Origin of the sequence: Streptomyces sp. NPDC002476 (genome assembly GCF_042889785.1) — a bacterium.
Classification (GTDB): domain Bacteria; phylum Actinomycetota; class Actinomycetes; order Streptomycetales; family Streptomycetaceae; genus Streptomyces.
This window is the reverse complement of the sequence record NZ_JBIARH010000024.1, coordinates 31,452-57,065: the sequence shown is the minus strand read 5'-3', so window position 1 is coordinate 57,065 and position 25,614 is coordinate 31,452. Positions and strand designations below refer to the sequence as shown.

Below are 25,614 nucleotides of genomic sequence, written 5' to 3'. Positions count from 1 at the left end.
ATGGCCGGGCGCCCGGTGCGGCGCTCGGCGTTCCCGGCGGCCTCGTCGGCCGTACTCCGTGCGTCCCTCGTCGACCCGATCGGTACCGTGAGCGGTGTCGGACGGACGAGAAGGGCGCGGGATGCGTGAGCGTGCGGCAGGGGCGGACCGTTCCGGGGGCCGGTTCGTTCTGCACCGGTTCAACGGGGACGAGGTGTACCGCATCGCGTTCGCCGACATCTGGGTCTGTGCGGCGGAGGGGAGCGAGGGCCCGGTCACGCTCTGGTTCGAGGTCGCGGCGGATTCCGACGGCGCCCGGCGCTGCGAGGACACGGAGGCCCTGGGGATGGCGCCGACGGCGGAGGTCGGCGTCGAGCTGCCCGGGATCGATGTGGACGCCCTGGTGGGACGGGAGTTCGTGATGCCGGGCGTGCGGGACGACGACGAGGACTCGTGCATGTCGCTGCTGTACTACTGCGAACACCAGCCGCTGCGAGACAACCGGATCAACGTCCTCTCCCGTGACGGCGATCGGTTCCGGCTGCGCTGGACGGCTCGTACGCAGGACGTGAACTACTACGACGGGAGCAAGCCCCCGACCCGGATCGAGATCGAGGGCGATTTCCTGTTCAAGAGGGCCCGCGGCTGATCCGGTCATGACCGCGATCCGGCCCCGCCGCCCGTGCCGACGGGGCCGGGGGCGTGACCCTTGTGTGATGGCGCGTCAGGCACGACGATGGCCCCCGCAGGATGATGTGACGGTGTGTCAGATTCCTTCGGTCCACGGAAGGAGGCCGTTCGGTGCCGATCACGACCACCGGGCCGCTGTCGTACGGAATGCAGCTCCCGATCCAGTCGCAGAGCGCGATCTTCGCGGAGGGGTGGGAGGCGTCGGCGACCCCCGCCGACCTCGCCGAGATCGCCCGTACCGCCGACCGCACCGGCTTCGCCTATCTGGCGAGCTGTGACCACGTGGCGATCCCGCGCCGGCTCGCCGATGCCATGGGGACCGTCTGGTACGACCCGGTCGCCACCCTCGCCTTTCTCGCCGGGATCACCGAGCGGGTGCTGCTGATGAGCCATGTGGCCGTTGTCGGTCTGCGGCATCCGCTGGTCACCGCCAAGCAGTACGCCACCCTCGACCACCTCTGCGGCGGCCGGCTGGTCCTCGGGGTCGGGGCGGGGCACGTGCCGGAGGAGTTCCGGGCGCTGGGCGCGGACTTCGAGGGGCGGGGCGGGCTGCTCGACGAGACCGTCGATGCGCTCAGGGCGGCCCTCGGGCCGGAGGAGTACCCGGAGTTCGCCGGGGAGCGGTTCGCCTTCTCCGGGCTGGGGCAGCTGCCGCGTCCGGCACAGGGGCGGGTGCCCGTCTGGGTGGGCGGCTCCTCGCCCGCCGCCGTGCGCCGGGCGGCGGTGCGGGGCGACGGCTGGCTGCCGCAGGGCGACCCCCGGGACCGGCTGCCCGCGCAGATCGCCCGGCTGAAGGAGCTGCGCGAGGCCGCCGGGATCGAGCAGCCGATCGTCGTCGGGGCGATCACCGAGCCGCTGTACGTCGGCGATCCGGGGTGGCCCGTCGGGCGGCGCACCCTCACCGGGAAGCCGCAGGCCCTCGCCGAGTCGCTGCGCGCGTACGCGGCCATGGGTGTCCACCAGATCCAGGTGCGGTTCCGCAGCCGGAGCCGCGACGAACTGACCGACCAGATGGCGGCGTTCGCCGCCGAGGTCGCGCCTCATCTCGACGCGTAGGAGGTACTCGGACATGGGCAAGCTGGACGGGCGGACCGTGCTGATCAGCGGCGCGGCACGCGGGCAGGGCGAGCAGGAGGCGCGGCTGTTCGTCGCGGAGGGCGCGCGGGTGGTGATCGGCGACGTGCTCGACGAGCAGGGCGAGGCGCTGGCCGGGGAGCTGCGCGAGAAGCACGGGAAGGACGCCGCGCGGTTCGTCCACCTGGACGTGGGCGTGGAGGACGAGTGGCGGGCCGCCGTCGCCGCCGCGAAGGGCGCGTACGGGAGGATCGACGGGCTGGTCAACAACGCGGGCATCCTCCGGTTCAATGAACTGGTGAGCACGCCGCTGGAGGAGTTCCAGCAGGTCGTCCAGGTCAACCAGATCGGGGCGTTCCTCGGGATCAAGCACGTCGTGCCCGAGATCGAGGCCGCGGGCGGCGGGACCGTCGTCAACACCGCGTCGTACACGGGGCTCACCGGCATGGCGTTCGTGGGCGCCTACGCCGCCACCAAGCACGCGGTCCTCGGGCTGACCCGGGTGGCGGCGATGGAGCTGGCCGCCAAGAACATACGGGTCAACGCCGTCTGCCCCGGCGCCGTGGACACCGCCATGACCAATCCGGCGGCCCTGGACCCGGACGCCGACCCGGAGGAGACCGCGGCGGCGGTGGCCGAGCTGTACCGGAAGCTGGTGCCGATGGGGCGGATCGGCAGGCCGCAGGAGGTGGCGGCGCTGGCACTCTTCCTGACCTCGGACGACTCCTCGTACATCACCGGGCAGCCGTTCGTCATCGACGGCGGGTGGCTGGCGGGCGTCAGCCCCTTCTGAGCGGACCCCGGTGAAGGGATCTGACGGTGCGTCAGGTATTGACGGGTGCGGGGGGCGGTGGAACAGTCGGACGCATCACGATCTGACGGTACGTCAGAAAAGTCAGGGCGACTGAGGACGGTGAACCCCCTTGGAATTCGGGATCTTTGTACAGGGGTACGTGCCCGCCGCGCGGGCCAGGACCGACCCCGAGGCAGAGCACAAGGCGCTGATCGAGGAGACCGAGTACGTCATCCAGGCGGACAAGTCCGGCTTCAAGTACGCCTGGGCCTCCGAGCACCACTTCCTGGAGGAGTACTCGCACCTCTCGGCCAACGACGTGTACCTGGGCTACCTCGCGCACGCCACCGACCGCATCCACCTCGGCTCCGGAATCTTCAACCCGCTCGCCCCCGTCAACCACCCGGTCAAGGTGGCCGAGAAGGTCGCCATGCTCGACCATCTGTCCGAGGGGCGCTTCGAGTTCGGCTCCGGACGCGGGGCGGGCAGCCACGAGATCCTGGGCTTCATGCCGGGTGTCACCGACATGAACCACACCAAGGAACTCTGGGAGGAGACCATCGCGGAGTTCCCCAAGATGTGGCTCCAGGACGAGTACGCCGGCTTCCAGGGCAAGCACTGGTCGCTGCCGCCGCGCAAGATCCTGCCCAAGCCGTACGGGAAATCGCACCCGGCGATGTGGTACGCGGCCGGGTCGCCGTCCTCGTACGCCATGGCGGGCAAGAAGGGGCTCGGCGTGCTGGGCTTCAGCGTGCAGAAGGTCTCCGACATGGAGTGGGTCGTCGAGTCCTACAAGACGGCCGTCAAGGAGGCCGAGCCCGTCGGGGACTTCGTCAACGACAACGTCATGGTCACCTCCACCGCCATCTGCGCCGAGACGCACGCCAAGGCCGTCGAGATCGCGGTGGGCGGTGGGCTCAACCACCTCCAGTCGCTGCTGTTCCGCTACCACGACACGTTCCCCAGGCCGGAGGGCATTCCGGAGTGGCCCGAGCTGCTGCCGGAGTACACCGAGGAGATCATCGAGCTGCTGATCGCCGAGGAGCTGATGATCTGCGGCGACCCGGACGAGGTGCTGCGCCAGTGCAAGCGGTGGGAGCAGGCGGGCGCGGACCAGCTGAGCTTCGGGCTGCCGATCGGGATCAGCCGCGAGGACACGCTGAACTCGATCCGTCTGATCGGTGAGCACGTGATTCCGAAGATCGACACGGACCCGGTGCACCGGACCTCACGGTTCCGGGCCGCGGGGCGCGCGTAGCGCGTGTCGCCTGCGGCGTGGGGCGGTGCGGGGGCGTGTCGCCTGCGGCGGGGCTGTTCCCCTGCCCGCCCCTTCCCATAACCGGGGGCTCTGCCCCCGGACCCCCGCTCCTCAATCGCCGGAGGGACTGAAAGGGGTCCTCGGAGGGGCCGACGAGACCGGCGGCGTCTTCCCGGACCGCCGCCGCGTGGAGCCGGGGTGCGTACCGCGGCCGTGCGCACCCCGGCCGCACACCCGGCCGCACGCTCCGCCGCGCCCCGGCCGCCCGCCCCCGCGTACCGGGCCCCCGGCCGCCCGGCTGCCCGTCGACGTATCCGTACCTGCGGTTGGAAACACGGAAGGGAACCCCGTCATGCTCGACCACCTCATCCGCGGAGCGACCGTCGTGGACGGCACCGGCGGCCCCTCGTACCGCGCCGACGTCGGCATCCGCGACGGCCGCGTCGCCGTCGTCGCCGAACCGGACACCCTCACCGAGGAGGCCGTCACCAGCGAGGACGCCACCGGACTCGTCCTCGCCCCCGGCTTCGTCGACCCGCACACCCACTACGACGCCCAGCTGTTCTGGGACCCGTACGCCACCCCGTCCATGAACCACGGCGTCACCACCGTCGTCGGTGGCAACTGCGGCTTCACCCTCGCCCCGCTCCACCCGCAGCGGCCCGAGGACGCCGACTACACCCGCCGCATGATGGCGCGGGTGGAGGGCATGGCCCTGGCGGCGCTGGAGGAGGGCGTCGACTGGTCCTGGTCCAGCTTCCGCGAGTACCTCGACGCACTCGAAGGACGGATCGCCGTCAACGCCGGGTTCATGGTCGGCCACTGCGCCCTGCGCAGGCACGTCATGGGCGCCGACGCGATCGGCGGACAGCCCACGCCCGAACAGCTCGACGCCATGCTCGCGCTGTTCCACGACGCCATGGACGCCGGGGCCTGGGGGCTGTCCACCACCCGGTCCTCCACCCACTCCGACGGCGACGGGAAGCCGGTCGCCTCCCGGCACGCCCTCCCCGAGGAGCTCCTCGCCCTCGCCCGCGCGGTCGGCGAACACGAGGGCACCCAGCTCGAAGCGATCGTCGCGGGCTGCCTCGACCAGTTCTCCGACGAGGAGATCGACCTCCTCGTCGACCTGACGGCCGCCGCCGGGCGCCCGCTGAACTGGAACGTCCTCACCATCGACGCCGCCGTCCCCGAACGCGTGCCCCGCCAGCTCGTTCCCAGCGAACGCGCCCGCCGGGCCGGGGGCCGGATCGTCGCGCTCACCATGCCGATCCTCACGCCCATGAACATGTCGCTCGGCACGTTCTGCGCCCTCAACCTCATACCCGGCTGGGGCGAGATCCTCGCCCTGCCCGTACCCGAGCGCGTCGAACGGCTCCGCGACCCCGCCACCCGCGCCGAGATGCTGCGCCGCGCCGACAGCAAGGAGGCCGGGGTATTCCGCCGCCTCGCCGACTTCGGCCGGTACGTCATCGGGGACACCTACAGCGCCGCCAACGAAGGGCTGACCGGCCGGGTCGTCGGCGACATCGCCGCCGAACGCGGCCAGGACCCCTTCCACTGCCTGGTCGAGATCTGCGCCGAGGACGACCTGCGCACCGTGCTGTGGCCGATGCCCACGGACAACGACCCCGCCTCCTGGGAGCTGCGGCGACAGACCTGGGAGCACGAGGACGTCCTGCTCGGCGGCTCCGACGCCGGTGCCCACCTGGACCGCATGTGCGGTGCCCCGTACACCACCCGGTTCCTCGGGGACTGCCTGCGCCGACGCGGGCTCGTACCCCTGGAACAGGCGGTCAGGATGCTCACGGACGACCCGGCCCGGCTGTTCGGGCTGCGCGAGCGGGGGCGGATCGAGGAGGGCTTCCACGCCGACCTCGTCCTCTTCGACCCCGAACGCGTCGACGCCGGACCCGCCACCCTCGTCCACGACCTGCCCGGCGACAGCCCCCGCCTCGACTCCAGGGCCATCGGCATCGTGTCGGTCCGCGTCAACGGGGTCGAGACCCTGCGCGACGACAAGGTGACCGGCGCGGTCCCCGGCACGGTGCTCCGCTCCGGCCGCGACACCCGGACGGTGAGCACCGCATGAGCGACGGGAACCGGACGGAGCGGCGCCTCTTCATCGGCGGCCGGTGGACCGAACCGGACCTCGGCCACTACGAGATCGTGAACCCGGCCACCGAGGAGGTCGTCGGCCTCGCCCCCGAGGCGAGCCGCGAGCAGGTGCACGCGGCGGCCGCCGCCGCCCGAGAGGCGCTGGACGGCTGGTCGCGCACCCGCCCCGAGGAGCGGGCCGCGATCCTGGACCGGGCCGCCGATCTGATGCTGCGCGACCTCCCCGCCCACGCCGCGCTCGCCCAGGCGGAGAGCGGCGCCACGACGGGAACCGCCCGGGGCATGCAGGTCGCCGTCGGCGCCGCCCGCTTCCGCCGGTACGCCAGGGGTGCCCTGGAGCCGGTCGAGGAGCCGGTCGTGCCGCAGATCAACGAGGCCGGGCCGATGGGCCGGGCGGGCGTCTTCGGCGCGCTCGCGGTGCGTCAGCCGGTGGGCGTCGTCACCTGTATCACCTCGTACAACAACCCCTGGGCCAACCCGGCCGGGAAGATCGCCCCCGCGCTGGCCATGGGCAACACGGTCGTCGTGAAACCCGCGCCGCAGGACCCGCTCTCCGTCTACCGGATGGCCGAGGCGCTGGAGGCGGCGGGTGTCCCGGCGGGCGTCGTCAACGTCGTCACCGGTTCCGGCCCCGAGGCGGGCGAGGCCGCCGTCGACGCGCCGGACGTCGACATGGTCAGCTTCACCGGTTCCACCGCCGTCGGCCGGCGCATCGGCGAGGTCTGCGGGCGCGCCATGAAGCGGCAGCTGATGGAGCTGGGCGGGAAGGGGGCCGCCGTCGTGCTGGACGACGCCGACCTCGACTCCGCCGCGGCGGGCATCGGCACCACCTTCTCCTTCTACAGCGGCCAGATCTGCACCGCGCCGACCCGGGTGCTCGTCCAGCGCGGCGTCCACGACGCCCTGCTCGGCAGGCTCGCCGCGTACGCGGACCGGCTGACGGTGGGCGATCCCACGGACCGGGGCACGGTCGTCGGCCCGGTCGTCTCCGCCGCCCACCGTGACCGTGTCGAGTCGTACGTCGAACTCGGCCGCGAGGAGGGCGCGCGCATCGTCACCGGGGGCGAGCGGCCCTCCGGCCGCGGATTCGAGCGTGGCTTCTACGTCGCCCCCACCCTCCTCGCCGACTGCACCAACGACATGCGCGTCGTCCGCGAGGAGATCTTCGGACCGGTCGTCGTGGTCGTCCCCTTCGACGACGAGGAGGAGGGCATCGCGCTGGCCAACGACAGCGACTACGGACTGATCGACTACGTCTGGTCCTCGGACGTGGCCCGGGCCTTCCGGATCGCCCGCCGGCTGCGCGCCGGAGGGGTCGGCGTGAACACCGTCGGACGGAACATGGAGGCCCCGTTCGGAGGGTTCAAGAAGAGCGGGGTGGGCCGCGACGTCGGCTCGTACGCACTGCACGCGTACAGCGAACTCCAGGCGATCGTCTGGCCCGGCTGAGGCCCCGTACCGCCGTGGGTGTCCGCTGAGCGGACACCCACGGGAAATTTTTGAATGCACGCAAAACGGACAGTGGTGCGATTCCCGTACGGTGTCGTGAGTCGAGTCGACCTTCGTATCAGCAGGCATTGTGGGTCATTCGCCTTCGATTGGGGCCAACTTCGCCGGTCCGTAACGAAAAATTCAAGGATGAGACGGCGGAGTCTCATAATCCGGATGTGGAAATCGCAGGGCTTAACGTCCCTTTCATGACACACCTGGACGTGCGGCCGCAGGCCGGAGACACGGTACGGGGAGCCGCCCCGGCCGACGGCGGTGCGCGCGGCGACGGAGTACGCGGCAAGGGCCTGGGCGGGAACTCCGTCGGCCTGATGGGAAGCGCCGTCATCGGCGTCTCCACCGTCGCCCCCGTCTACTGCCTCACCTCCACCCTCGGTTCCACCGCGGGCGAGGTCGGGCTGCAGATGCCCGCCGTCTTCCTGGCCGGTTTCCTGCCGATGCTGCTCGTCGCCTTCGCGTACCGCGAGCTGAACAAGGCCGTGCCCGACTGCGGAACCTCCTTCACCTGGACGGTGAAGGCGTTCGGCCCGCGCGTCGGCTGGATGTGCGGCTGGGGCCTGGTCATCGCGACGATCATCGTCCTGTCCAACCTCGCGGGCGTCGCGACCTCGTACTTCTGGCTCCTCGCGGGCGAGGTCACGGGCAACCCCTCGATCGCCGCCCTGGACGACAACAAGCCCGTCCACATCCTGACCTGCCTGACCCTGATCGCGGTCGCCACGGCGATCAGCTACCGGGGCATGACCGCCACCAAGGGCGTCCAGTACGCCCTGGTCGGACTCCAACTCGTCGTCCTCGCGGTGTTCGTGGCGATGGCGGTGCAGAAGGCGGGCAGCGGCGAGTTCGCCACCTCGCTGGAGTTCTCCTGGTCCTGGCTGAACCCGTTCGCGGTGGAGTCCTTCGCGACGTTCACGGCGGGGCTGTCGCTGTCGATCTTCATGTTCTGGGGGTGGGACGCCTGTCTGACCGCCAACGAGGAGACCGTCGGCAGCGAGAAGACCCCCGGGCGCGCCGCCCTCATCGCGATGGTCGTGCTCGTCGGCTCCTATCTGGCGACGGGCATCGCCGCCCAGATGGCCGTCGGCTCCGGCGAATCCGGGCTCGGCCTGGCCAACCCGGACACCTCCGACAACGTCTTCGCCGCGCTCGCCGGTCCGGTGATGGGCCCCGGCCTCGGGATCCTGCTGTTCGTCGCCGTCCTGGCCTCCGCCGCCGCGAGCCTCCAGACCACCTTCATCCCGGTGGCCCGCACGGTCCTGGCGATGTCCACGTACGAGGCGCTGCCCGCCTCCTACGCCCGCGTCCACCCGCGCTTCCGGACCCCGGGGAAGGCCACGATCACGGCGGGCGTGGCGACCGGCATCTTCTACGCGGTCATGACCCTGGTCAGCGAGCACGTCCTGGTCGACACGATCTACGCGCTCGGCCTCATGATCTGCTTCTACTACGCGCTGACGGCCTTCGCCTGTGCCTGGTACTTCCGCGCCGACCTGACCCGTTCGTTCCGCGACCTGGCCTTCAAGGGCCTGTTCCCGGTCGTCGGCGGCATCCTGCTCAGCGCGGTCTTCGTCAAGACCCTGTGCGACATGTGGAACCCGGCGTACGGCTCCGGCTCGTCCGTCCTCGGGGTCGGCTCGGTGTTCGTGATCGGCGTCGGACTGCTGCTGCTCGGCCTGGTGCTGATGCTCATGATGAAGCGCCACAGCCCGGCCTTCTTCCGCGGCGAGGTGCTGACCAAGGAGACCCCGGCGCTCGTCGTGACGGACTGAGGCCCCCGGGCACGAGCCTTCCCGGGCCGGCGTCACCCGGCCCGGCGCCGCCCGGGCGACCCTTCCGGGCCGGTGTTCCCGGGCGACCTTTCCGGCCCGGCGTCACCCGGCCCGGCGCCGCTCGGGCCGGCGTTCCCGCAGCCGGCCGTTCCTGGGGCCCGCCTCACGCGGCGTGCTCGATGACGTCCTCCACGACGTGCTTGTCCAGGGCGGCCCGCACCAGGGCCGCCGCGAGCGCCGCGGTCCCGTCCTCGGGCCCGGTGGCCTCCCGATCCCGCGACCCCTGCCCGCTCCGGCGGCCCCGCCCGGCCCGTCCGCCGCGCTCCGCCTCCTCGGCCAGCCGCGCGAGCCTCGCCGGTGAGGTGGGAAGCCCGAGCCTCTCCGCGCCCTGGAGGGCCTTCCCGTCCACGAAGGGGGCCGTCTCCGGCCATACGGCCTGCACCTCGCGCAGGAAGATGTCCGCCCCGGCCGGGCCGATGCCCGGGGTCCGGCGCAGCCCGGCCCGCAGTACGTCCAGATCCCCGTCGGCCTCCGCGCGCAGCCGCCGCAGATCACCCCCGTAGTCGTCGAGCAGGCGCTCCGCGCCCTCGCCGAGCTGGGTGGCGGTCCGCTCGTCGTAGCGGCGGTAGCCGCCCTCGCCCAGCGCGTCGACGCGTTCCTGCCAGGTCGCGTCCCGCATCCGGTCCGGGGAGCGCAGGCCGTGGGCGAACAGCGCACGGGCCGCCGCCACCGCCACCGACGCCCGGATGCGGGCGCTGAGCAGATCGCTGAGCACCAGGAGCTGGTACAGCGACTGCGGGGTGTTGCGCAGCCGGATGCCGGCCTCGGCCGCGTACGTGGTCCCGTGGCGGTCGAGCAGGGTTTCCACGGTCTCGCGCGCGCTCGGGGTGTCGCGCGCGGTCACGGGGCCCCGCCTCCTTCCTCGGCGGCGACCTGCGCCAGGGTGCGGCCGGTACGGGCGGAGCGGGCCAGGTACGGGTCGGGGGCGTCCGGTCCGTCGTGCGTGGCCTGCCCGTCCCTGGCCTTGATCAGCAGCCACACCTCCTCGCCCGGGACGTCGTGCCCGCTGCCGCCCTTGAAACGGGTCAGGGCGAACTCGCCGTGCAGCCTGATGCCGTCCAGCCAGAAGGTGGCGTGCCCGTCCTCCAGCGCCTGCTCGAACGGCACGGGGGTGCCCCATCGGTCGTGGCTGAGCGGGTGGTAGATGCCCTGGTCCCAGACGATCACCGTGCCGCCGCCGTACCGGCCCTTCGTGATGACGCCCTCGAAGGTGCGGTACTCCAGCGGATGGTCCTGTGTGGCGACGGCCAGCCGCCGCTCGCGCGGATTCTCCGAGGGGCCGCGCGGCACCGCCCACGACTTCAGCACCCCGCCGACCTCCAGCCGGAAGTCGAAGTGCATGCGCCGCGCCTGGTGGATCTGCACGACGAAACAAGGCGCCGACGCCGCCGACGCCCCGGAGCCCCGTGCTGCTCGCCGTGCCGCTCCGGCGTGCCGTGCGTCGTCCCCGGAGCGTCCGCCGGGGGGTCGGAGCCGTTCGTCTCCCGCGTCGGTCGTGTTCATCCCGACACCTCCTCCGGCAGCCCCCGGTGCCCCTTCTTCCACTGTGACCCTCCTGGCGGCGAGGCGCACCGGATGCGGGAAGCGGGGCGCACCGGATAGAGAAACTCAGGGCAGGCACACCTGAATTCCTCCAGGGTTTCCCTCATGGACCGCTGGGATCCGGCGGGTGTCATGAACCGACGAGGCGCTCGGTTTCGCGCGTCGTACGGCATACGTTGGGGCCGTCACCGGACCGACCACGACGGAGGTGTCCTTTCCCATGCGGATCGCCACGACGATCTTCCTCACCGATGAGACGATCACGCCGCTGAGGCTCGCCCGTGAGCTCGAACAGCGCGGGTTCTCCGGGCTCTACCTGCCCGAGCACACCCACATCCCGGTGAGCAGGGAGACCCCCGCCCCCATGGGTGGCGAACTCCCGTCCGAGTACGGCCGCACCCTGGACCCCTTCGTCGCCCTCGCCCAGGCCGCCGCCGTCACCGAACACCTCGACCTCGGCACCGGCATCACGCTCGTCGCCCAGCACGACCCGATCGACCTGGCGAAGCGGATCGCCACCCTCGACCACCTCTCCGGCGGCCGGTTCACGCTGGGCGTCGGCTACGGCTGGAACGTCGAGGAAGCCGCCGACCACGGGGTGGACTGGCCGGCCCGCCGCGCGCTCACCCACGACCGCCTGGCCCTGATGCGCGCACTGTGGGAGGACGAACCGACCGCGTACGAGGGCGAGTTCGGCTCGGTCCGGGCCAGTCACGCGTACCCCAAGCCGGTGCAGCGTCCACGCGGCCCCGTGAACGGCCCCCGCACGCTGTTCGGCGGCGCGGCGGGCCCGAGGCTGTTCGACCACATCGCTCGGCACGCCGACGGCTGGCTCCCGATCGGCGGAGGCGGCCTCACGGAGTCGCTGCCGAAGCTGCGCACCGCCTGGGAGGCGGCCGGCCGCGACCCGAAGCACCTCCAGGTGGTCCCGTACGCGGTGGCCCCGAACCGGGGAAAGCTGGCGCACTACGCGGACCTCGGCATCGAGGAGGTCGTGCTGCAACTGCCGCCCGCCCAGGAGGCGGAGGTGCTCCGGGCGCTGGACGCGTACGCGGAGTTCTTGTAGCGGACCGTACGGCACACCCGGCCGCGCCCGACACGGGACGGCGGGCCCGGGCCCCATGCGCGGCCCCGTCCGGCGCCCCGTCGGCACGGCCGGGCCCCGGGCCCCATCGCCCTGTGCCGGTCCCCGGGCCGCCGTCCCGTGCCGGGAGGCGGGCCGGGGACCGGGAGCGTGTCACAGCATGAGCAGGGCCGGCGTGCCCCGGCGCCCGACTCATGGCGAGCCCGCCCCGCTCCGCCCCGTCCCGTCGGGAGCCCGCCCGGCCGGCAACCCGCCTCGCCGAGGCCCTGGTCCGGGGCGCGGCTCTCGCTCGTATGCTCGGTCCATGACCGATCCCCAGAGCGGACGCCCGACCACCAACGCCATGCGGCGCGCCCTCAGACGCGCCCGTGACGGCGTCGCCCTCGACGTCACCGAGGCCGCGGTGCTGCTCCAGGCGCGGGGCGACGACCTGACGGATCTGGCCGCGTCGGCGGCCCGGGTGCGCGACGCCGGTCTCGAAGCCGCCGGACGGCCCGGGGTCATCACGTACTCGCGCAAGGTCTTCATCCCGCTGACCCGGCTCTGCCGCGACAGGTGCCACTACTGCACGTTCGTCACCGTCCCCGGCAAGCTCCAGCGCGCCGGCCACGGGATGTTCCTGTCGCCCGACGAGGTGCTGGCCATCGCTCGTGAGGGCGCGGCCCTGGGCTGCAAGGAAGCGCTGTTCACGCTGGGCGACCGGCCCGAGGACCGCTGGCCCGAGGCCCGGGAGTGGCTGGAGGCCGAGGGATACGACGACACCCTCGCGTACGTACGCGCCATGGCGATCCGGGTCCTGGAGGAGACCGGCCTCCTGCCGCACCTCAACCCCGGCGTGCTGACCTGGACCGACCTCCAGCGCCTCAAGCCGGTCGCCCCCTCCATGGGCATGATGCTGGAGACGACCGCGACCCGCCTGTGGTCCGAGCCGGGCGGCCCGCACCACGGCTCCCCGGACAAGGAACCCGCCGTACGCCTGCGCGTCCTGGAGGACGCCGGACGCTCCAACGTCCCGTTCACCACCGGCGTCCTGATCGGCATCGGCGAGACGTACGGGGAACGCGCCGACGCCCTCTTCGAGCTCCGCCGGACCGCCCGCGCCTACCACGGCATCCAGGAATTCATCGTCCAGAACTTCCGCGCCAAGCCGGACACGGCGATGCGTGGCATGCCCGACGCCGAGCTGGAGGAACTCGCCGCGGCCATCGCCGTCGCCCGGCACATCCTCGGCCCGTCCGCCCGCATCCAGGCCCCGCCCAATCTCGTCGACGCCGAGTACGGGCTGCTCATCGGCGCGGGCATCGACGACTGGGGCGGCGTCTCCCCGCTCACCCCCGACCACGTCAACCCCGAACGCCCCTGGCCGCACATCGACGAACTCGCCTCCAGGACCGCCGAGTCGGGCTTCATGCTGCGCGAACGTCTCACCATCTACCCGGAGTTCGTCCGGCGCGGCGAACCCTGGCTCGACCCGCGCCTCCTCCCGCACGTCCGCGCCCTCGCCGACCCGGAGACGGGGCTGGCGAAGGAGGGCGTGATCCCCTCCGGTCTGCCCTGGCAGGAACCCGACGAGGAGTTCGGCGCCACCGGCCGCACCGACCTGCACCGCACCATCGACACCGAGGGCCGCACCGGCGACCGCCGCGAGGACTTCGACGAGGTGTACGGGGACTGGGACGCGCTGCGCGAGGCCGCCGCCCCCGGCATGGTCCCGTCCCGCATCGACACCGATGTGCGCGAGGCGCTGAGCCGGGCGGCCGACGACCCGACGAGGCTCACCGACGACCAGGCGCTCGCCCTGCTCCACGCCGACGGCCCGGCCCTCGACGAACTGTGCCGGATCGCGGACACCCTGCGCCGTGACGTCGTCGGCGACGATGTCACGTACATCGTCACCAGGAACATCAACTTCACCAACGTCTGCTACACCGGCTGCCGGTTCTGCGCCTTCGCCCAGCGGCGCACCGACGCCGACGCGTACACCCTCTCCCTGGACCAGGTCGCGGACCGGGCCGCGCAGGCGTGGGACGTCGGCGCCGTCGAGGTCTGCATGCAGGGCGGGATCCACCCCGACCTGCCCGGCACCGCGTACTTCGACATCGCCCGCGCGGTGCGGGAACGCGTCCCCGGCATGCATGTGCACGCCTTCTCCCCGATGGAGGTCGTCAACGGAGCCACCCGTACCGGCATGTCCGTCCGCGACTGGCTGATCGCCGCGAAGGAGGCCGGGCTCGGCTCGATCCCCGGCACCGCGGCCGAGATCCTGGACGACGAGGTCCGTTGGGTCCTCACCAAGGGCAAGCTGCCCACCGCCACCTGGCTGGAGGTCGTCCGCACCGCCCACGAGGTGGGCCTGCGCTCCTCCTCCACCATGATGTACGGACACGTCGACCAGCCCCGGCACTGGCTCGGCCACCTGCGGACCCTCGCCGAACTCCAGCAGGAGACCGGCGGATTCACCGAATTCGTCACCCTCCCGTTCATCCACACCAACGCCCCGGTCTACCTGGCGGGCATCGCCCGCCCCGGCCCCACCGACCGCGACAACCGGGCCGTCACGGCCATGGCCCGGCTGCTGCTCCACCCGCACATCACCAACATCCAGACCAGTTGGGTGAAGCTCGGCACGCAGGGCGCGGCGGAGATGCTGCGCTCCGGCGCGAACGACCTCGGCGGCACGCTGATGGAGGAGACCATCTCCCGCATGGCCGGGTCGAGTTACGGCTCGTACCGGTCGATCCAGGACCTGGTCGCCATCGCCGAACTGGCGGGCCGCCCGGCGAAGCCGCGTACGACGCTGTACGGCGAGGTGCCCGAGGAACGGGTGGCAGCGGCCACCGCGTCCGATGGCCACCTCCCGGAACTGCTGCCCGTGCTGCCGGACTGAGCCGGGCGCCTTTCGGGCCGATACGAGCCCCTGTCGGACCGATACGCGCGCCCTGTCGGTCCTGTCGGCGCTGTCGCGCTGGAGGTCCCGTCAGCCCTTGAGGTCCCGGGCCCGGGCCTGTACCAGGGCCTGCCGCAGCCGGTCGGCCCCGGGCAGCCCGCTCGGGCCCGAGCCGTCCGGGTCCCGGTACAGCCGGCAGGCGAGCCCCGGAGGGCGGCCGGGCTCGGCGAAGGGGTCGCGGCCGTCGATCAGGAAGGTGGGGGAGCCGGTGAACGCGGCCGCCTCGGCCTCCGCCCGGTCCGCGATCACCCGTGTGGAGAAGCCGGTGTCGTGCAGCCCCATGCCGTCGAGCACCTGACGCAGCAACTCGGCCGCAGGCCCGGTGTTCGGGCAGTCCGGTACGACCAGGATCTCGATGTCCATGACTTCGGCGCCCATGCCCTCGGCCTCCCTGTCCTCGGCGTCCATGCCTCCAGCATCGCGCATCCCGTACCGGGGCGCGGCTGCCCCACCCGCCGCTGAGGCACGGGCCCGGCGATCAACGGTCCCCATCGGGCCGGAACGACGGGAAGAAGTCCGTGACGTGCGGGTTCCCGCTCGGCGCCGCGTCGACCCGGCCCCGTACGCAGTCACCGGTCACCGGAGACTCCAGTGCCTTGTCGGATGCTCCCCGGGAGTGCCTGTTCGCGGTGCCCGTCAACCGTCCGGCCGGTCAAAAACGACCTGCGGGGACGTCCGTCCGCATACCCACGCGTACCCAGATCGGCGCCCTCTACCGGCCGTTCCTGTTCGATTACAGTGCTGCGCAGTCACAGGCGGGCTGCCCGACGGGGAGGGGAGCGGTGAGCACAACGACCACGGCTGTCTGGGGCCGTGCCGAGCAGCAGGACTTCCGCAGCCGGGTGCGTGGCGCGTTGTTGGGCGGGGCCATCGGGGACGCGTTGGGAGCCGGGGTCCACAGGCTCACGCTCGAAGAGATCCGGGCCGCCCACGGCGTCGACGGCGTCACCGACTTCGAGCCCGCGCACGGCGGGCGCGGTACCGTCACCGCCGTCACGCAGCCCAGCCTGTTCACCGTCGACGGGCTGATCCGCGCCCAGGTGCGGCGCGACACGGGTGCCTGGCACCCGCCCACGTGGCCGGCGGTGTTGGCACGGCCGTCGGGGCGAGGCCCCGGTGGAGCGGTGAGCCCTCTCGGCCGGGACGGCGAACCAGTCGAGAGGGCTGCCGGCAGCACCGGAACCGGTGCTGCGACGCGGGCTCCGAACGGCATCGATCAGGCGTCGGCGGCGCCCTTGCCGACGTCACGGACGAAGGCGTTCCACGCGGCGGGGACGAAGTTGATCGAAGGGCCCTCGGGGGCCTTCGAATCGCGTACGGCGACGGCCTGCGCGAAAGGCGACCTGACTTCGACGCATGCGCCGTTGCCCCCGGAATACGAGGACTTCGTCCACTTGTCCGTAGCACCCTGACGAATGGCCATTTTCACTCCGCTTCAGTTTCAGAGAGTCGTGGGGTCGTGCGAAAGACGCCAACAACGTTTTCGGTCGACGTTTTTCGTTGGCGTGATCGACGCTACTCGGCAAGCTCCTGGAGCGAAGGGGGTGTTCACTCGACCTAGTGGTATGTACCAGTCAGGTCTTCCCTAGTGGGGTGGCGGCGGTGTATCTTGCCGTCGCCGCCCAGAGAAATGGGCTCATTTCCAGCATCACGGACTTTTTTTGCTCTCCTCTCAGAGATCGGTGCGCTGGGCGTATTCCTTCGCGATCTCGCCGATGAAGATGCGGCTTTGTTCCACATTCAGCGACTGCGCCCGCAAGTGTTCGTACATGACGCTGTATCGCTGTACGTCGTGGGCCTTCTCCAGATACAGATCGCTGGTGACGCCCTCGATGTAGACGACGCTGGAATCCGCGGCGTCCGGGAATTCCAGAACGGCGTACTGCCCGTTGATACCGGGGTGGGCGCCCATGTCGAACGGCAGTACCTGCACGGTGACATGCGGCAGGTGCGACAGCTCGACCAGCTGTTCCAACTGCTCGATCATCACCTGCTTGCCGCCGACCATGCGGCGCAGCGCCGACTCGTCGATGACCGCCCACAGCCGCAGGGGCTGCTCGGGCGTGGTGATCCGGTCCTGGCGGCGGGCCCGGACGGTGACGCGCTTCTCGATGTCGTTCGGCGGGGCCTCGGGCAACGCGCCGTTGATCAGCGCCTCGGCGTAGCCCCGGGTCTGCAACAGGCCTGGAACCACCTGCGGTTCGTACACGCGAAGGGACTCGGCGTCGGTCTCCAGACCGATGTAGACGCTGTACGGGATGTCGCCGAAGGCGTGCCACCAGCCCTGCTGGCGCGAGTCCTTGGCCATCTGCATGAGCGATTCGACGATCCGGTGGTCCTCGACCTCGTACACTCCGCAGAGGTCGCGGACATCGCGCTGGCTGATGGAGCGGCGGCCGTTCTCCAGTCGGCTGATCTTCGACTGGGAAACCAGCAGTCGTTCGGCCACCTCCTCGGCCGTCATGCCTTTGAGTTCGCGCAGTCGGCGCAATTCCTGGCCCAACCGGCGTCGCCTGACGGTGGGATTGACGTGGGACGGCACGGAAACAGCACCTCCGGCTATGTAGGTGTATGTAGTAGCTGTGCGTATCTACTGCTGAGCAGATTGCCACCCCCGGCAGGGGATGCGCTGGGAAATGGACACAGACGAGTGCGCGGGGCAGCCGTGGTTGACGGCTGCCCCGCGCTCGGTGCGGCTCCCGGACCGGCTCCTGGGGGTGACGGTGCGGCGGTGTTCGGTTGGGTGGTCCCGTGGTGTTGATGGGGATGGTGCTGTTGGTCGTGCTTGTGGCGTTGATGGTGCTGGTGGTTCTGGGGTTCGACGTGTTGCCGTGGTACGGCGCTTTGACGTCGTGAGGTGCTGCGGTGGTGTGGTGCCGGTGTGGCTGTGCGGTGCTGCCGGTTGTTGCGGTGCTGCGGTGCTGCGACGTCACACGATGTGGCGTGATGTGGTGCTTGTGTGCGGCGGTGGTGCGGTGCGCGGGCCGGTGCGGCCCTAGCGGGCCGCGGTGTGCGCCATGCGGCCGCGACGCGACTGCGCTTGCGGTTGCAACGGCATTCCGCCCGCCTGGGTGCGGCGCGGCTGCGCGACTGCTCCGTTCTGGACGTCCATCACGGCATGCGCCACGAGTCCGCCCATCGGGTCGTGCCTGATCAGGTCCCGGAGCCGGGAGCGGGATGAACGCCCCTCGTTCCCGGGGTACAGATGCTTGCCGAGTCCGACCGCGTGGGCCAGTGCGGCGAGCGCCGCGGTCCGCGGGTCCGGCGGTACGCCGGTGCGGATCGCGCTGTCCAGCCTGGCCCTGATGTCCCGGCTGATTGCCGTGTCCGTCGCCTGGTAGCGAGTCGTCGGCAGTACTCCGCACATCTGGCCCGCCACGGCATGCACCATGCCGCACCGCTCCAGATGCGCGAGGTAGATCTGACGGAGCCCCAGCCGGGGTCCGCCGATCCAGTGGACCGCCCGTACCGGGCTGCCGCGTCGGCGCAGCAGTTCCAGTGCGGAGTCCAGAGTCGGATCTCCTGTCGGCCGCGGCATCACCACGGCGATACGATCCCCGTCAGGGGCTATCCGTCCTGCCAGAGCCAGCTCCACTAGCTGAGCTCCGGCGAGGCCGAGGTCGAGCGACTGCGGCTGCGCTGTGGTACCCGTGGCCGGGTCCAGAGCGAGCAACAGAAGCTCCTCCGGAATTGTTCTGCGGCTCCTGCCCATCCATGCCTCCCCGCGTGGATGAATGACAGGGTGACCCCTCTCACATTGGTCTGTCGAGAGTGCCTGGGCGCTTTGCATGGGAACCAGTAGGTATGTCGTTCTCGTCTAGCAGCCGAGGCCGGTGGTTCACACAGGACACTGGTAGATGGTTCGGACAGCGCGGGATTCCACCCCGCGGCGCATGGAGGAGGCATCGGTGGCGGGCGAGTCCCCCGACAGGTCGAAGCAGCAGAAGTCGTCGGGCACGGCTCGGAGCGAGAGTGATCCGCGGCTCGCCGTCTTCCGCGAAGAGTCCGCCGGGGGCGAGGGAGGCGGCGCCACGGACACCGCGACGGCCGTCCTCCGTACCGGGCCGTCCGGCGACGGTGACAGCGGGGACGAGGGCGCGGACGCCCAGGGCACCGGGAACGGCAGGGCGGACACGGCGACGGCCGTCTTCCGTACGCCGTCGTCGGTGCGCGCCGGGGGTTCTGGTGGCTCGGACGGCCCTGACGTTTCCGACGACGGCACCGACGACTCCGACGGCCCTGACGGCTCCGATGCGGCGGGGCGCGCTGCCGGGGGCCGGGAGGACGTGGAGGGCCAGGCGGCTCCGGAAGGTTCGGAGAGCCCGGAGGATTCGGCGGGGGCGTCCGACGCCGAGGCCGAGGGTTCAAAGGGCTCCGGCGGTGCTGCCGACGCGGACGCCGTGAAGCCCGAGCCGGGTGACGCGCGGCTGCGTGAGGCGGTCGCGGCCTGGGTGGCCGAGGACGACGGCTCGAAGAGCGGCGACGACGCCGTAGAGCCCGCAACGGCCGCGGATGCGGGAGCGGACCGTACGGACGGCGAGGAGGCCGACTCCGAGGCTTCCGGGGCTTCGGGGAAGGACGCGGGGGCCGCCGAGGGCGACGTGGACGCGGAAGGGCCGGATGCGGGGTCGGCGACCGAGCGCTCATCCAAGCCCGAGGCCAGGTCCGAGACCGGACCCGAGGCCGGGCAGCAGCCCGAGTCCCGGTCCGCGGCGGGTACGGAGGCGGACGAGGCCGACTCCGAGGCTGCCGACGAGGCCGACGAGGTCGAAGGGGAGGACAAGGGCTCCAGGGACTCCGGGGACTCCAAGGCCGACGCCGGCAAGGACTCCGAGGCCGACGCCGACGAAACGCCCCGGGGCGAAACGGAGACCAAGGGCGACAAGGAGGCCAAGGCGGCCGACAAGCAGGCCAAGGGCGACGAGCGCGGGGTCGATCAGCCGACCGCCGTCTTCAGGACTCCCGCCGCCGGGGTCGACCAGCCGACGACCGCGCTGAAGGTCACCCCGCCCCCGTCGAGGCCGAAGCCGGGCTCGGAGCCCAAGCCCGAGTCCGACGCCGAGCGGACGAGCAAGTTCGTGCCCCTGCGGCAGGACGACGTACGACCGGCGAAGGAACCGGCGGCCGCCTCCGTGGCGACGCCCGGCGAACGCCCCGCCGCGCCCTCGCTCGTCACCGCCGAGCGGACGACGCAGCAGCCGATGCCGCCCAGGCCGCCGCTCGACCTGCTGGCCGAGCTGACGAACACGCCCCCGCCGCCGGACACACCGGTCCGCGTAGCCGTCCGCAGGGTCAAGATCTGGACGCCGCTGGCCCTGCTCCTGCTGATCGTCTTTGCGATCGTGCAGATGGTGCGCCCGCTCCCGGACCCCGAGCTGGTCCTGTCGGTGGAGTCCGCCTACACCTTCGAGGGGCAGCGCCTGGAGCTCGACTGGCCGTCGCAGGGGCAGTCCGCGGTGAGCGTGGACGGCGTCGGCTCGATGGGCAGTGCGGGGGCGCAGAAGCCCGCGCCCATCGCCAGTGTCGCCAAGGTCATGACGGCGTACGTGGTCCTCAAGGACCACCCCCTCACCGGCAAGGAAGAGGGCGAGAAGATCACCGTCGACCAGCAGGCGGAGGACGAGTCCAAGCGTGAGGACGAGTCGACGGCGCCGATCACGAAGGGCCAGCAGTTCACCCAGAAGCAGCTGCTCCAGTTGCTGATGATTCCCTCCGGCAACAACGCGGCGCGGCTGCTCGCCCGCTGGGACGCTCCGTCCGAGAAGGAGTTCGTGGCGAAGATGAACGCCGCGGCCAAGGAACTCGGCATGACGAATACCAGGTACACCGACCCGAGCGGCCTGGACAAGGCCACCGTCTCCACCGCCGAGGACCAGATCAAGCTGGCCCGGGCGGTCATGCAGAACGACGTGTTCCGGGAGATCGTCGACACCCCGCAGATAAAGATCCCGGGCATCGACCAGTTGATCTACAACAACAACACCATCCTGCTGGAGCCGGGTGTGAGCGGCATCAAGACCGGCTCGTCCACTCCGGCGGGCGGCAACCTGCTCTGGTCCGCGAACACCGTCGTCGACGGCAAGAAGCTCTGGATCTACGGCGCCGTCATGGGGCAGCAGGCGGGCACCGGCCAGCCTTTCGACAGTCTCGCCATGTCGCTGGAGAACAGCCTCAAGGTGATCAAGGGCGCACAGAAGGCCGTCACGTCGGCCCAGGTCGTGAAAAAGGGGGACGTCGTCGGATACGTGGACGACGGCCTCGGCGGTCGTACCCCGGTGGTCGCGACCCGCGACCTGAAGGCGAAGGGCTGGCCGGGTCTCAAGGTTGAGCTCTCCATCTCGGACAACGGCAAGAGGGTCCCGAACAGCGCCTCGACGGGCACCGAGGTGGGTGTGGTGACCGTGGGCACCGGACCGGGCAAGGTCAGTGCCCCGGTGGCCCTCCAGGAGGAAATGAAGTCCCCGGGCTTCGGCCAGAAACTGACCCGGCTCGGCTGATCCGCTGCATCAGCGTCGAACGGACGGTGGCTCTGGGGGCAGCCCCAGAGCCACCGTCCGTTCGTCTGTGAGGTCAGCCGCAGTGCACGAGTCACTTGTCGAAAAGGGATGGGAAGCACTACTTCGTCTTCGTTCCATAGGTGATGCGACCGTTGTGCAAGGTTGGCTATGCCAAAGGTCGGAGGTGCCCGTGACGTTGTGGAGCGATCCGGTGGGCCGGTCCGCCGGGAGCTGAACCGGCTCGGCTGACCCCCGGTTCTGCCAGATGTGTCCGGTCCATCTCGGTCAGGTACCCGGTCGACCGCATGGCGCGAAGAGCCCTTGATCTCGACGGAAAGCACTCGGACGGGGTTTGCCGGAAACCACCCGGACGGGGCGAAAACCCGCGTGCTAGCGTCCCCGGAGCAACGTGGGGACAAGAAGGACGCGTCTTCCGGCAATGACGCCCGTACAGCAGACCGGAGGTTCCGGCGCGTCGGGGCGAGGACGGGAGAGAGCCGCAGTGACCACTGCTGAGCCCACATGGGCGAAGCGTCCTACAGCCGGTGCGGACTCGGCCGAGGGTTCCGCGCGGGCCGGCGTACCGGGGGAGAAGGGCCGGGCGGGCCGTTTCAAGGAGCGGTGCCGCCGACATCCGGTCCTGCTGACGACCCTGGTCGCGGGCGCCGCGCATGTGCTCTGGTTCTTCCTCTTCGCGAACAGCGGCGGCGACCTCGCGGCGCAGGACGCCTGGGCCGAGTTCGTCGGCCGGCACCCCGGTACGGCGTACAACCTCGCCTGGTACGGAGGCATGCACCCCGTCTCGTACAGCGTGATCTCGCCGTATGTGATGTCGGTGCTCGGTGTGCGCACCACGATGATGGTCGCCGGGACGGTGTCGGCCGGGCTGACCGCGCTGGTCCTGGTCCGGGTCCGGGCCGTCCGCAACCCGTTGGCCTGCTCCTTCGCCGGAGTGTTCGCGTACGTGTGCAACGCGGTGTCGGGGCGGGTGACCTTCGGGCTCGGCATGATGTTCGCGGTCGGCGCGGTCGCCGCGGTGTTCTGCTGGCCGCACCGGTGGCGGCACAGGCGCTGGGCGAAGGCCGCCGTCGCCGTCCCGCTCGCCGGGCTCGCGACCGCCGGCAGCCCCGTGGCCGGGCTCTTCCTCGGGATGGTCGCCGCCGCGCTCTTCCTGAACAAACGCCGCCCCGGAGCGTATGCCCTGGGGCTGCCACCGGTCGCGGTCGTGGCCGTGTCGGCGCTGCTGTTCCCGTTCTCCGGCACGCAGCCCATGTCGCTGGCGACGCTGTCGCTCCCCTTCCTCTTCGCGGTGCTCGTCTTCGTCCTCGTGCCGCGCGACTGGAAGACGGTCCGCACCGTGTCCGCCGTGTACGGCGTGGGGACGCTGCTGACCTATGTGATCGACTCGCAGATCGGGTCGAACATCACCCGCATGGCGATGCTGTTCGCCGGTGTGACGCTGCTCGCCGCGCTGCCGTACACCGAGCCGCGCTCCCGGCGCTGGTACGCGCTGGTGCTCGCATTCGTCGGGATGAACTTCTGGATCGGGTTCAAGAGCGTCGACGACGTCGTACGGACCGCCCCGGCCGCCTCCTGGACGCGTGAGCTGGCCCCGCTGGTCCACCAGCTCCAGAAGGTCGGGGCGGAGCGCGGGAGGGTCGAGGTCGTGCCGGCGAGCAGCCACCGGGAGGCGTCCGCGCTCGCGCCGTACGTGAACCTGGCCCGGGGCTGGAACCGGCAGGCGGACATGGAGCGCAACCCGCTCTTCTACGACGACACCCTGAACAGTGCCAATTACCGGCAGTGGCTCGACCGCTGGGCCGTGCACTACGTGGTGCTGCCCAAGGGGACGCCGGATTCCAGCGGTGCGGTGCGGGAAGCGGAACTGGTCGACGCGGGGCTGCCGTACCTGAAGCGGGTCTGGTCGGATGCCAACTGGCGGCTCTTCGAGGTCGACGACCCGGTTCCGCTGGCCGATCCGCCGGCCACGGTCGAGCGGGCCGGCGCGGAGGAGCTGACGATCCGCGTGAAGACGCCTGGTCGGATACTGATCCGTGTTCCGTACTCGCGTTGGCTGGCCCTCGTCGACGACACGGGCAAGAGCGTCGAGCGACCCCGGGAGACCGAGGAGTCCAAGGGACGCGCGGACGAGAACGGCCGCCGGACCTTCGTCAACATCAATGGCTGCCTGTCCAAGGCCGAGGAGGACGCGGACGGCGACGAGTGGACGGAACTGCTCGCGCCGAGGCCGGGCGTGTACCGGTTGGCCGCGCCCTACCAGCTGCAGCCCGGTACGCCGTGCCCGGACGAGCTGCGTTGAGCCGGATGCCGGGGCCGGGCGTGCCTCTCCTCGTGGCCGCGCCCGTACGCCGAGGTCTCGCGCCGTCAGCGGGGACAGCGGGGACGGTTCGGCGGGGGCCGAACCGCCCTCGCCGCGCAGGGCTTCCCGGCCATCGGGACGACCAGTCTCGGGGTGGCGGCCTCGGTGGGCGTGCCGGACGGGGGCGACCCGGGCGGAGATCCTGTTGCTGGCGCGGCGGCTCGGGCGGGGCCCGTATCTGCTGTCCGTGGACGTGGAGGGCGGGTTCGGCGACGATCCCGGCGAGGTCGCGGAACTGGCCCGCGAGCTGGCGGAGGCCGGGGCGGTCGGCATCAACCTGGAGGACGGCCGGCCCGACGGCACGCTCGCTCCGGTGGGGGTACACACGGCGAAGATCGCGGCGGTGAAGTCCGCCGTGCCCGAGCTCTTCGTCAACGCCCGTACGGACACGTACTGGTTGGGCGTCGACCGGGCAGCGAGGGAGGCGGAGCTCAGGCTCCACGCGTACGAACAGGCGGGCGCGGACGGTGAGTTCGTGCCGGGGCTTGCCGCCCCCGTGGCGATCGCCGTCCTGGCGCCCGGCTCGTCAGGCGCCCGGCCGTCCCGGTTCGTCAGGCCACCTCGATGCCGAAGTCCTGGACCAGTTCCTCCAGCCCGCCCCGGTACCCCTTGCCACCGACGACGAAGTCCCAGTCGCCGCCGGCGCGGCGGCGGAAGGAGCCGAGCACCAGGGCCGTTTTGCGGGGGCGGCCGTCGGAGACCTCCAGCCGGTCCAGTTGCGCGCGCTCGGAGTCGAGCAGCCGGATGCCCGCCTCGGTGAACCCCGACAGGTCTGCCGTCGGATTGACCTCGGGATCGATCGCGGCGACGACGACGAGGCGGTCGGCCCGCTCCGGGAGCGCGTCGAACGCCACACGGATGGCGGCCCTGTCCGGTGCGGCCGCGGGCAGCGCGCGGACCGAACCGTCGGGCGTACGAGGGTTGTTGAAGAAGACGAAGTGGTCGTCGTCCACCCTGTTGCCGTGAAAGACGAGCGCGCACACGTCCAGCGCGACGCCCCCGGTCCAGTACATGCCCAGCACGTTGTGGTCGTCGGCCCCGTCCACGGGCGCGTCATCCGGTGCCGTACGCGGAGCCGGTACGGCGCGCTCGCCACTGCCCAGCCGTCCGCGCAGTCCGTGGCGGTGGAGCAGGTCGACGAGTTCGGGGCCCGAGACCAGTTCCAGGGGCTTCCCGTTGGCGAAGGTGTGCGAGCCGGGGCCGAACCGGGACGTCGTGACCAGGACGCCCTTGTTGGCACCTGCGTCCTGGACGGTGCCGTACAGGTCACGTACCGCGGTCGGAGGAGTAGCGTGGAAAAAGCGAGGCGAGTCCCGTGATCGCGCCGATTTCCCGAAGACGGGTGATCCTCATGACCGGCTCCGATGCACGGCCTGTTTCCCGGCATCTGCCCAGCGGCGTTCACAAGGCCGTGCAGCCGGGGTGTGCGCTGCTCCGGCTGGAGACCACGGAGGCGCGCGAAGGCGTCCTTGATGGTGCGTGGTGGCCGCGGTCGCGCGACATCGGTGCCGAGCTGCCCGCGCTGCTGAGCGCCCTCATCGGCCACCTCGGCCCCGTCACGCGTGTCGGGCTGGACACCGCGGCCTGGGAAGCGCTCCCGACGCGGATCGTTGTCGAGGACCGGGTGGTGCGCATCGACTCCTTTCCGGTGGGCGACGACACCGTCCTGATCACTCGCGGCGATAAAGACATCTTCTCGCTGCTGGTGGTTCCGCCGGACGCGGCCCCCGAGGCCGCCCGCGCCGCGATGGCTCAGGCCGTCCGGGCCGACAACGTCACCCAGGCGGAACAGATTCTTATCAACACCGGAAGCGTGCAGGTGCCGCCGGACTGACGAGCCAGCCGTGGGCGGCGGAGCGGCACTGGACGACACCGGTGAGGTCAGCACGACACCGGTGAGGTCAGCACGACACC

At 71.3% G+C, this 25,614-nt stretch carries 18 protein-coding genes and 3 pseudogenes; 14 read left to right on the top strand and 7 right to left on the bottom strand.

Features of this window, described 5'->3' with window-relative positions; translation table 11 throughout:
- Positions 1–121 precede the first annotated feature (121 nt).
- The 7 genes from ACFYXM_RS24865 to ACFYXM_RS24835 all read left to right on the top strand — a co-directional run bounded on the left by ACFYXM_RS24865 (position 122) and on the right by ACFYXM_RS24835 (position 9,190).
- A complete protein-coding gene (locus ACFYXM_RS24865; RefSeq protein WP_389292442.1) occupies positions 122–628 on the top strand; it encodes a hypothetical protein in 507 nt (168 codons plus the stop codon).
- A 188-nt stretch (positions 629–816) separates the two neighbouring features.
- Positions 817–1,725 carry an LLM class F420-dependent oxidoreductase gene (locus tag ACFYXM_RS24860; protein ID WP_389292540.1) on the top strand — a complete coding sequence of 303 codons (909 nt, stop codon included), beginning with the start codon at positions 817–819 and terminating at the stop codon, positions 1,723–1,725.
- A 13-nt stretch (positions 1,726–1,738) separates the two neighbouring features.
- Entirely contained in the window at positions 1,739–2,536 is a 798-nt protein-coding gene (locus tag ACFYXM_RS24855) for an SDR family NAD(P)-dependent oxidoreductase (protein ID WP_389292441.1), read from the top strand.
- Positions 2,537–2,666: 130 nt separating this feature from the next.
- Positions 2,667–3,794, top strand: coding sequence for an LLM class flavin-dependent oxidoreductase (locus ACFYXM_RS24850; protein ID WP_389292439.1), 1,128 nt, complete (start codon positions 2,667–2,669; stop codon positions 3,792–3,794).
- Between the two features lie 352 nt (positions 3,795–4,146).
- Entirely contained in the window at positions 4,147–5,886 is a 1,740-nt protein-coding gene (locus ACFYXM_RS24845; protein WP_389292437.1) for an amidohydrolase family protein, read from the top strand.
- A complete protein-coding gene (locus ACFYXM_RS24840; RefSeq protein WP_389292436.1) occupies positions 5,883–7,361 on the top strand; it encodes an aldehyde dehydrogenase family protein in 1,479 nt (492 codons plus the stop codon). Before ACFYXM_RS24845 ends, ACFYXM_RS24840 begins: the two co-directional genes overlap by 4 nt.
- Before the next feature lie 248 nt (positions 7,362–7,609).
- A complete protein-coding gene (locus tag ACFYXM_RS24835; protein ID WP_389292434.1) occupies positions 7,610–9,190 on the top strand; it encodes an APC family permease in 1,581 nt (526 codons plus the stop codon).
- Between the two features lie 163 nt (positions 9,191–9,353).
- Here ACFYXM_RS24835 and ACFYXM_RS24830 read toward each other — a convergent pair whose 3' ends face one another.
- Both ACFYXM_RS24830 and ACFYXM_RS24825 read right to left on the bottom strand, forming a co-directional pair.
- Positions 9,354–10,094 (bottom strand): endonuclease, encoded by a 741-nt coding sequence (locus ACFYXM_RS24830; RefSeq protein ID WP_389292433.1) that lies wholly within the window; start codon positions 10,092–10,094, stop codon positions 9,354–9,356.
- Positions 10,091–10,753 (bottom strand): DNA polymerase ligase N-terminal domain-containing protein, encoded by a 663-nt coding sequence (locus tag ACFYXM_RS24825; protein WP_389292431.1) that lies wholly within the window; start codon positions 10,751–10,753, stop codon positions 10,091–10,093. The genes ACFYXM_RS24830 and ACFYXM_RS24825 overlap by 4 nt, the downstream gene beginning before the upstream one ends.
- Before the next feature lie 259 nt (positions 10,754–11,012).
- Between ACFYXM_RS24825 and ACFYXM_RS24820 the strand changes: the two genes are divergently transcribed.
- Both ACFYXM_RS24820 and ACFYXM_RS24815 read left to right on the top strand, forming a co-directional pair.
- Positions 11,013–11,858: an LLM class F420-dependent oxidoreductase gene (locus tag ACFYXM_RS24820; protein ID WP_389292430.1), complete on the top strand. Its 846-nt coding sequence runs from the start codon at positions 11,013–11,015 to the stop codon at positions 11,856–11,858.
- A gap of 322 nt (positions 11,859–12,180) precedes the next feature.
- Complete coding sequence (locus tag ACFYXM_RS24815; protein WP_389292428.1) at positions 12,181–14,763, top strand: bifunctional FO biosynthesis protein CofGH; 2,583 nt, start codon at positions 12,181–12,183, stop codon at positions 14,761–14,763.
- Positions 14,764–14,853: 90 nt separating this feature from the next.
- On the opposite strand, the gene ACFYXM_RS24810 is transcribed toward ACFYXM_RS24815, so the two are convergent.
- Positions 14,854–15,231 carry a hypothetical protein gene (locus tag ACFYXM_RS24810; protein ID WP_389292426.1) on the bottom strand — a complete coding sequence of 126 codons (378 nt, stop codon included), beginning with the start codon at positions 15,229–15,231 and terminating at the stop codon, positions 14,854–14,856.
- Positions 15,232–15,605: 374 nt separating this feature from the next.
- Between ACFYXM_RS24810 and ACFYXM_RS24805 the strand changes: the two are divergent.
- Positions 15,606–16,037 (top strand): annotated as a pseudogene (locus ACFYXM_RS24805) (ADP-ribosylglycohydrolase family protein); the annotation flags it as partial.
- A gap of 2 nt (positions 16,038–16,039) precedes the next feature.
- Here the strand turns inward: ACFYXM_RS24805 and ACFYXM_RS24800 are convergent.
- From ACFYXM_RS24800 to ACFYXM_RS24790, 3 genes are all read right to left on the bottom strand, one after another.
- Positions 16,040–16,246, bottom strand: a complete 207-nt coding sequence (locus ACFYXM_RS24800) for a DUF397 domain-containing protein (RefSeq protein WP_389292425.1) — start codon at positions 16,244–16,246, stop codon at positions 16,040–16,042.
- A 249-nt stretch (positions 16,247–16,495) separates the two neighbouring features.
- Positions 16,496–17,365, bottom strand: a complete 870-nt coding sequence (locus ACFYXM_RS24795) for a helix-turn-helix transcriptional regulator (RefSeq protein WP_351522379.1) — start codon at positions 17,363–17,365, stop codon at positions 16,496–16,498.
- Between the two features lie 453 nt (positions 17,366–17,818).
- On the bottom strand, positions 17,819–18,535 hold the full coding sequence (locus ACFYXM_RS24790) for a GPP34 family phosphoprotein (protein ID WP_073787079.1): 717 nt from the start codon (positions 18,533–18,535) through the stop codon (positions 17,819–17,821).
- A gap of 181 nt (positions 18,536–18,716) precedes the next feature.
- On the opposite strand from ACFYXM_RS24790, the gene ACFYXM_RS24785 reads away from it, so the two are divergent.
- The 3 genes and pseudogenes from ACFYXM_RS24785 to ACFYXM_RS24775 form a co-directional block, all read left to right on the top strand.
- Positions 18,717–21,320, top strand: coding sequence for a serine hydrolase (locus ACFYXM_RS24785; RefSeq protein ID WP_389292424.1), 2,604 nt, complete (start codon positions 18,717–18,719; stop codon positions 21,318–21,320).
- Positions 21,321–21,822: 502 nt separating this feature from the next.
- A complete protein-coding gene (locus ACFYXM_RS24780) occupies positions 21,823–23,640 on the top strand; it encodes an MFS transporter (RefSeq protein WP_389292423.1) in 1,818 nt (605 codons plus the stop codon).
- A 105-nt stretch (positions 23,641–23,745) separates the two neighbouring features.
- A pseudogene (locus ACFYXM_RS24775) lies at positions 23,746–24,214 on the top strand (isocitrate lyase/phosphoenolpyruvate mutase family protein); the annotation flags it as partial.
- Between the two features lie 37 nt (positions 24,215–24,251).
- Here ACFYXM_RS24775 and ACFYXM_RS24770 read toward each other — a convergent pair.
- A pseudogene (locus ACFYXM_RS24770) lies at positions 24,252–24,989 on the bottom strand (TerD family protein); the annotation flags it as partial.
- 62 nt (positions 24,990–25,051) lie between these two features.
- On the opposite strand from ACFYXM_RS24770, the gene ACFYXM_RS24765 reads away from it, so the two are divergent.
- Positions 25,052–25,534 (top strand): DUF5994 family protein, encoded by a 483-nt coding sequence (locus ACFYXM_RS24765; protein WP_389292421.1) that lies wholly within the window; start codon positions 25,052–25,054, stop codon positions 25,532–25,534.
- The last annotated feature ends 80 nt before the right edge of the window (positions 25,535–25,614 follow it).

Bases quoted from the DNA above. Each gene is read 5' to 3' on its own strand.
- ACFYXM_RS24765 (WP_389292421.1), top strand. From the start codon at position 25,052: ATGACCGGCTCCGATGCACGGCCTGTTTCCCGGCATCTGCCCAGCGGC.
- ACFYXM_RS24855 (WP_389292441.1), top strand. From the start codon at position 1,739: ATGGGCAAGCTGGACGGGCGGACCGTGCTGATCAGCGGCGCGGCACGC.
- ACFYXM_RS24835 (WP_389292434.1), top strand. From the start codon at position 7,610: ATGACACACCTGGACGTGCGGCCGCAGGCCGGAGACACGGTACGGGGA.
- ACFYXM_RS24790 (WP_073787079.1), bottom strand. From the start codon at position 18,535: ATGGGCAGGAGCCGCAGAACAATTCCGGAGGAGCTTCTGTTGCTCGCT.
- ACFYXM_RS24785 (WP_389292424.1), top strand. From the start codon at position 18,717: ATGGAGGAGGCATCGGTGGCGGGCGAGTCCCCCGACAGGTCGAAGCAG.
- ACFYXM_RS24845 (WP_389292437.1), top strand. From the start codon at position 4,147: ATGCTCGACCACCTCATCCGCGGAGCGACCGTCGTGGACGGCACCGGC.
- ACFYXM_RS24810 (WP_389292426.1), bottom strand. From the start codon at position 15,231: ATGGACGCCGAGGACAGGGAGGCCGAGGGCATGGGCGCCGAAGTCATG.
- ACFYXM_RS24865 (WP_389292442.1), top strand. From the start codon at position 122: ATGCGTGAGCGTGCGGCAGGGGCGGACCGTTCCGGGGGCCGGTTCGTT.
- ACFYXM_RS24815 (WP_389292428.1), top strand. From the start codon at position 12,181: ATGACCGATCCCCAGAGCGGACGCCCGACCACCAACGCCATGCGGCGC.
- ACFYXM_RS24820 (WP_389292430.1), top strand. From the start codon at position 11,013: ATGCGGATCGCCACGACGATCTTCCTCACCGATGAGACGATCACGCCG.
- ACFYXM_RS24860 (WP_389292540.1), top strand. From the start codon at position 817: ATGCAGCTCCCGATCCAGTCGCAGAGCGCGATCTTCGCGGAGGGGTGG.
- ACFYXM_RS24840 (WP_389292436.1), top strand. From the start codon at position 5,883: ATGAGCGACGGGAACCGGACGGAGCGGCGCCTCTTCATCGGCGGCCGG.
- ACFYXM_RS24825 (WP_389292431.1), bottom strand. From the start codon at position 10,753: ATGAACACGACCGACGCGGGAGACGAACGGCTCCGACCCCCCGGCGGA.
- ACFYXM_RS24800 (WP_389292425.1), bottom strand. From the start codon at position 16,246: ATGGCCATTCGTCAGGGTGCTACGGACAAGTGGACGAAGTCCTCGTAT.